At 49.5% G+C, this 6,566-nt stretch carries 5 protein-coding genes; 1 reads left to right on the top strand and 4 read right to left on the bottom strand.

Annotated elements, in window-relative coordinates; translation table 11 throughout:
• The 4 genes from H6F50_RS01120 to H6F50_RS01105 all read right to left on the bottom strand — a co-directional run.
• On the bottom strand, nucleotides 1–458 hold a 458-nt coding region (locus tag H6F50_RS01120; RefSeq protein WP_190425380.1), incomplete at its 3' end, for a Uma2 family endonuclease.
• Nucleotides 459–591: 133 nt separating this feature from the next.
• A complete protein-coding gene (fusA, locus tag H6F50_RS01115; protein WP_190425377.1) occupies nucleotides 592–2,661 on the bottom strand; it encodes an elongation factor G in 2,070 nt (689 codons plus the stop codon).
• Between the two features lie 322 nt (nucleotides 2,662–2,983).
• Nucleotides 2,984–4,060, bottom strand: a complete 1,077-nt coding sequence (locus H6F50_RS01110) for a spore photoproduct lyase family protein (protein ID WP_190425374.1) — start codon at nucleotides 4,058–4,060, stop codon at nucleotides 2,984–2,986.
• Nucleotides 4,061–4,134: 74 nt separating this feature from the next.
• Nucleotides 4,135–4,491 carry a hypothetical protein gene (locus tag H6F50_RS01105; RefSeq protein ID WP_190410482.1) on the bottom strand — a complete coding sequence of 119 codons (357 nt, stop codon included), beginning with the start codon at nucleotides 4,489–4,491 and terminating at the stop codon, nucleotides 4,135–4,137.
• Nucleotides 4,492–4,825: 334 nt separating this feature from the next.
• On the opposite strand from H6F50_RS01105, the gene H6F50_RS01100 reads away from it, so the two are divergent.
• Nucleotides 4,826–6,265, top strand: coding sequence for an RtcB family protein (locus H6F50_RS01100; protein WP_190425371.1), 1,440 nt, complete (start codon nucleotides 4,826–4,828; stop codon nucleotides 6,263–6,265).
• Nucleotides 6,266–6,566: the final 301 nt, after the last annotated feature.

Below are 6,566 nucleotides of genomic sequence, written 5' to 3'. Positions count from 1 at the left end.
CGATAAATCTGAATTTGCTGCAAACGCCAATCAACTATCCAGTATTCCCTAGCTCCCTGCGATGCGTAGAGTTTTAGTTTCACCTGTCTATCTCTGCGTTCATTCTCCTCGCCAGGAGATAGCACCTCAATCACCAACTCTGGCGCTGCGGTTAAATGCCCTGCATCATCTAGCACCGCAGCTAATCGTTCCTTGCTTGCCCACACCACGTCAGGAATCACGTTATCAGCATCCGTAAAAATGATGCCCGCACCGCTCACAGATTCTCCTAAACCAGTCTGTCGCGACCAAAAATTCAACTCTGTACAAATGTTGCTACATACCCTTTGATGACCCCAGTGTGGTGCGCGTGTCACAAATAATTCTCCATCCACAATCTCATAACGATTCCCGTTATCTGGCAACAACTCCAGATCGGCAACTGTCCAACGGACTCGATCCGTAGTGGTTTGGCTCATCAGGCACTCCTTGAGTGTGTTACTCCATTTTATTAGTGCAAAGAAAAGACTGAGAACTAGATTTTCAGTCCTCAGTCCGCAAAGAGAGTGCCGCTACGCGAACACTTCTTAGTCCTATTTTCAGATGAAGGTTTTAGCCGCGCAGATGGGCAGCGTTTTCCATCAGCTGCTGTTGCAGGTTGGCAGGTACCGGCTTGTTGGAGACGAACTCCATTGAGAAGTTAGCTTGACCGGCAGAAAGCGATCGCAACTGTGCAGAATAACCGAACATCTCTACGAACGGAACTTCAGCACGGATGACGGCGTAGTTTTCCATCGTCTCAGAACCCAGCAGGATGCCGCGACGAGACGAGAGATCGCCCTGCACTCGCCCGACAAACTCGTTCGGTGTCTCCACTTCCACGAGCATAATCGGTTCGAGGATGACAGGCGTTGCTTTGGCAAAAGCTTGCTTGAGTGCAAGACTTGCCGCAGTTCGGAACGCCATTTCCGAAGAGTCAATCGCATGGTAGGAACCCGCTTCTAGTATCGCTTTGACGCCAACAATCGGATAACCGATGAGATGTCCGCTAGCGATCGCTTCGCGGAAACCTTTCTCACAAGCGGGGATGAATTCTTTGGGAATCGCACCCCCAACCACCCGATTCTCGAAGGCAAACGGTTCTTCGCAGGGTTCAATCCGACCGATAACATGAGCATACTGACCGGGACCGCCGCCTTGCTTCTTGAGCCTGTAGTCGAAGGTTGCCGACTGGGTAACGGTTTCGCGGTAAGCGACTGCTGGCGCACCGACGTTCACTTCGGCGTTGTATTCCCGCTTCATGCGTTCGATGTAGATTTCTAGATGCAGTTCGCCCATCCCCGAAATCAGGGTTTCCTTGGACTCCGGATCGATGCTGACGCGGAAGGTAGGATCTTCCCGTGTAAAGCGATTGAGCGCTTTTGACATTTGAGCGGCATCTTCCCGTTTCTTGGGCGCGATCGCTAACGTCATCACGGGTTCTGGCACAAACATCCCCTCCAAAGAGAGGTTGGTTCCTTCCGAGCAGAACGTATCGCCAGAAGCGCAGTCTACACCCAGCAGAGCTACAATGTCCCCAGCGGCGGCACTTTCGACCTCCTCGCGTTTGTTCGCGTGCATGCGTACAATTTGGCTCACTAGCACCCGTTGATTGGTGCGAGTGTTGTAGATGCGTTGTCCCTCGCGCAGCGTCCCAGAATAAATGCGGGTATAAGTCAGTTGTCCGTACTCATCTTTGGCAATTTTGAAAGCCAACGCAACCAGTGCGGCTTCGGTATCTGGATAGACAGGAATCGGCTCATTCGTCGCAATCGCGATCGCTTTCACCACTTCTCTATCCACTGGAGACGGCAAATAAAGAGCAACAGCATCCAATAAGTTCTGAACCCCCTTATTTTTGAAGGCAGAACCCATCAGAACTGGCGTTAATTGCAAGCTTAAAGTTGCCCGACGCAGGGTTTCCCAAATCATTTCTTTGGGAATTTCTTTGCTTTCAAGTAGCATCTCCATCATCGGTTCGGAGAACATAGAAAGTTGATCGAGCATCTTTTCTCGTGCTTCTTTTGCCTCGTCCCGTAAGTGTTCGGGAATCGACTGAATCACGCGAATTTCGCCTTTTTCTCCAGCAAAATAGTTTGCCGTCAGATCAATCAAATCAATGACGCCTTCAAACTTATCCTCGCTGCCAATAGGATACTGAAGCAGTACCGGATTCAAAGCTAGTTTTTCTCGCAGCGATCGCACGACTCGGAATGGATTTGCACCTGTCCGATCCATCTTATTAATGAAGGCAATACGCGGCACGCGGTAGCGCTTCATCTGCCGATCGACTGTGATAGATTGCGATTGCACGCCAGCAACCGCGCACAGCACCATAATTGCACCATCAAGAACCCGCAATGCACGTTCAACTTCAATCGTGAAGTCTACGTGTCCCGGAGTATCAATCAGGTTAATCTGCGTATCATTCCATACGCAAGTTGTCGCTGCTGAAGTGATGGTAATGCCTTTTTGTTGCTCCAACTCCATGTAGTCCAACGTCGCGCGATCGCTACCTCCCCGAACTTCGCCAATCTTGTAAATTTTGCCCGTGTAGTACAGAATCCGCTCGCTGAGGGTTGTTTTACCAGAGTCGATGTGAGCAGAAATTCCAATATTACGGATGCGCGTTCGGGGAATCATAGGACAAATACTCTGCCTTACCAGAGCCATGAAAAGACGTTTGCCACTTGTGCGGCAATTTCATACTACAATTATGCTACAAAAGTGTCAAGGGTGTGGGAAGGTAGAGCGATCGCTTTCTTTCCTTCGTCGCAGATATAAGTGAGTCAGCGCGATCGCGTAGTATTGGCTAAAGCAAAGGGTGTAGATGCCGAAAAACAGGAATTATCTGGATAAGCTCTCCAGAGCGATCGCATTCTCCCCCTTTGCAAACTCGCTCAAAGTATAAAAAAGCTGACCTGTAATTTTGGTCAGCTCATAAGATTAGATTTAGCGCCAAATCTTAAGTCCAGTAGAGAATGCGACCTTGGGGAAAGCGCTTAGTAATCTCACTTTCAAAAAAGCGCCGTAGCGTCTTCATCGTGTCAGTGTCATAAACATACTTGGTGCCGCCAAACTTGTTACGCTTAACAGTGCGTGTTTCTTCGTCCATGTCTAGCTTTGACTGGGGATACCAAGTTTGCAAAACCTCTTTTGATCCAGGAGTGAAGCGGTGGGAAATCAACTCGAAAGTCAGGTCACAATCGAAATCGAGTGCTTCGCTAATCGAGTCAAGCAAACGAGTGTAATGGGTCTCCCAATCCTCTATCGGCATAATCGGTGCAATCACTAAACCCACTGGATACCCGCCACCACTAGAAGATTGAGGTAAAGCCAACCGCCGCAAAGCTTGCAGCCGGGAAGCGACTGAGGCTGTACCGCCTTCAAACCGCCGAGACACCGGATCGGCATTCACACTGATTCGACAACGGGTGTGACCATTGTGTGGTAAGTCGAGTAATTCATCCACCGCATCGAACTTGGAAACCCAACGCAGATGTCCGTTCGTCCGCGTCCCAAAGTAGCGGATACATTCTGCAAGGCTGCCGGTTAAATGCTCAATGCCTAAGGGATCGGTGTAACAGCTAACCTCAAAACTTGTGGCGTCACTTCCTTCGTAAGCTGCTAGATTCTCCAATATCTGCGGCAAGTTCGCAAAGACGCGAATCACGGGTGGCCCTGATAAACTACCTGCTAAATAACAGTATTGGCAGTGTGCGGGACAACCTTCAGCGAGGTGAAATTGCCAGTCAGCCGATGGAGGGATGGGGCTAAGTTTGAAGGAACTAGGCGGTGCGGTGACGACAGCGAGGGTACGCTTAGCAATGTTGTAGGTATCGCGATCGCTCTCGCCACGCAAACCAGTGAGGCGGTTTCGCGGCAACTCTTCGATGGGTAAGTTCAGCGACTGGACGCGAGAAAGTATTTGCTGACCGTAAGGCTCTTCTAAGGCAGCGGGTGTGAATAAAACTCGCTCCGGCATCCACAAACGAGTGGATGGCGCTTCGGGTGAGGAAATGTTGTCTGCGATCGCGTGCATACTGTCAGATTCTGCGTATTGATCAATTTGGAGCTGAAGTCAGGGGCGATCGCGATCGCCCCTTCCCGATGACCTTAATTTTCTAAAACTTGGCGGATGCGTCGTTCCAACAGTTCCAGATCCAGACCGCCTTCATCACGGCTAATCCGACGCACCGTTGAGTTAACGTTGCTCAAATCCACCAATAAATCTTGGAGAATTTCTTGCTGTTGACGCGCTTGGGTGACTTCACGCGGTTCTTGCACCAAGTCACGAATGATAGTGTCTTCAGCCCGCGAGGCAACAATCGGGTCAGCTTCCCCCTGTAGATGAACGAAGGTTCGCCGCCCCGGTCCGCGCTCTTCCTCAATGGGGATAATGGCTGTCACCTGGTCGGAGCGCACGTATTTTCCGAATCCTAGATGGACTAAAACCGATGATTGTAGTTTCATTTAGAAGAATGTTTATTTTGTCCCTTACTTCTATTTTAAACGCCTAACAAAAGACCTGAGACCTAGAACTGGAGCGGGTTTCACTCCCTTAAAAGTAGTAGTATCCGGTGGCGATCGCGCGACTTTTTAACACGGTTATTATTGACGAAAAAATGTCTGTTCGCGAAAAAGAGTTATCTGCATCTTGACAAATTACGATTTTTATGGAAGTTTGGGATTACGGTAAGGATGTTGCCTTCAACTTCTTTGCATCCAGACTGCGGCTGCTGAACCGAAGTCTCCTAAACTCTTCACAAAATTGGGGTCACACTGTGACCCGTAAAGGAACTTATTCATGCAGCCAAAAAATCTGAATAGACTCCTCCGGGCTTTGACCCGTGAGGGACTTGACGTAAGTTACGAAAATAGAACTTACTCTGTTCGCCTAAATAATTCTCTCGACGCACCAGCAGCAGAAGTTCTGCTTCCCGAAGATTTTCCCGTAGAAGCTAAGGCGCTTAAGCAACTAGCAAATCTAGCCAATGTGCGTCATCCTAGCGGGGGTCATGTTTGCAAGTGCTGTGCTACGCCTGACTTTCATCCTGGTGATGCTGGGGTTGCTATTGGCTCAATTTTGGAAACTAAAGGGATGCTAATCCCTGCTGCTGTCGGTTCGGATATCAACTGCGGGATGCGATCGCACGTTGTAGACTTGTCGCTTGAGGAATTTTTGGCAAAGCGCGATCGCTTCGTGGAATTGATGAAAGGCGATTATTTCTTCGGAACTCGCGATGTCACCATGACAGCCAAAACTGCTCGTGCCTTGTTCCAGTACGGGATTCCTGGCTGGTTGGATGCAATGCTAGATTCCCCTATGGGTAGTATTGTCAAGTCTGACTTAGACCAATTGGCGGCGGAATGCGATCGCGTCTACTTAGGCGGTTCCATGAACGGCGATGTCAAGTTTGCACCAGAGGAACTAATTCCAGAAGACGGGTTAGTGCGGGATGGTGGACTAGCTACCATCGGCGGCGGGAACCATTTTGTCGAAATTCAGGTGGTGGAACGGGTAGAAGACAAAGCGACAGCTTACGCCTGGGGGGTCCGAGAAGGACAACTGGCGTTTATGATTCACTCAGGTTCGCGCAACGTGGGGAAGTATATTGGGGGAATGTGGCGCGATCGCGCTAAATCTGTATGGGCTAAAGGTGCAAAATACCCTGAATCTGGTCTTTTTCCCCTCTCAGTTGCAGCAAATCCGGAACTTGTCACCCGTTACCTGCAAGCTGAGGCGACTGCTGCTAATTACGCCTTTATTAATCGGTTGCTGTTGGCGGAACTGTTGCGCCTGCGCCTGCGGGAAGTTTACGGTAATGTCGAGGCTCCCCTCGTCTACGACTTGCCACATAATATTACCCTCAAAGAAGGTGCTGGATGGGTGACTCGCAAAGGTGCTTGTCCCGCCCATCCCGGACAACCTGTGATTATTCCCGGTTCGATGGGTGCTGCATCTTACTTGCTGATTGGCAAAGGAAATCCAAAATTTTTAAGTTCTGCTTCTCATGGTGCGGGAAGGATGCGGTCGCGTTTCGATCTCACCCGCCAAGGTGCAGACCAAACTGAAGCAACTTTGGGTTTAACGGGAGTAGACTGCATCACTTTGCGCGAAGAACGCAGAATCGAAGAAGCACCCGCAGCGTATAAGCCAATTGTGCCTGTAATTGATGCCCAAGTTGAGGAAAAAATGGTTAGCGTAGTGGCAAAGATGAAACCTGTATTGACTTTTAAAGCGTAGGAAAGAATACTGTGGCATTGGAGCGATCGCGGTGTTGGATAACTGCTATACAGTAAGGCGATCGCTCATTTTACCCACTGCTTGCGATCGCTAAGATTCCAACATCTAACACAGCAGATAGTTTCTATTTTCCTCTGTTTAGAAGGATGAAGAAGGAACCGCAGAACATAAGGAAGTTGGCATTGCGGGCGATCGCTACAGAAAGATTCGATTTTCTATGGGATATTATCTGCATAATCCTCTCGGAAATTAGAGAGTGCAAGATGATTAAAACTTTGTGGCAACCTCCCCGCCTGCGGAC

Source organism: Coleofasciculus sp. FACHB-712, from assembly GCF_014695635.1.
In the GTDB taxonomy this organism is placed as follows: domain Bacteria; phylum Cyanobacteriota; class Cyanobacteriia; order Cyanobacteriales; family FACHB-T130; genus FACHB-T130.
Note: the sequence above shows the minus strand (reverse complement) of the source record. Positions and strands in the feature narration are given on the sequence as shown.

Coding starts and splice junctions, on each gene's coding strand:
- fusA (WP_190425377.1), bottom strand. CDS start 2,661: ATGATTCCCCGAACGCGCATCCGTAATATTGGAATTTCTGCTCACATC.
- H6F50_RS01110 (WP_190425374.1), bottom strand. CDS start 4,060: ATGCACGCGATCGCAGACAACATTTCCTCACCCGAAGCGCCATCCACT.
- H6F50_RS01105 (WP_190410482.1), bottom strand. CDS start 4,491: ATGAAACTACAATCATCGGTTTTAGTCCATCTAGGATTCGGAAAATAC.
- H6F50_RS01100 (WP_190425371.1), top strand. CDS start 4,826: ATGCAGCCAAAAAATCTGAATAGACTCCTCCGGGCTTTGACCCGTGAG.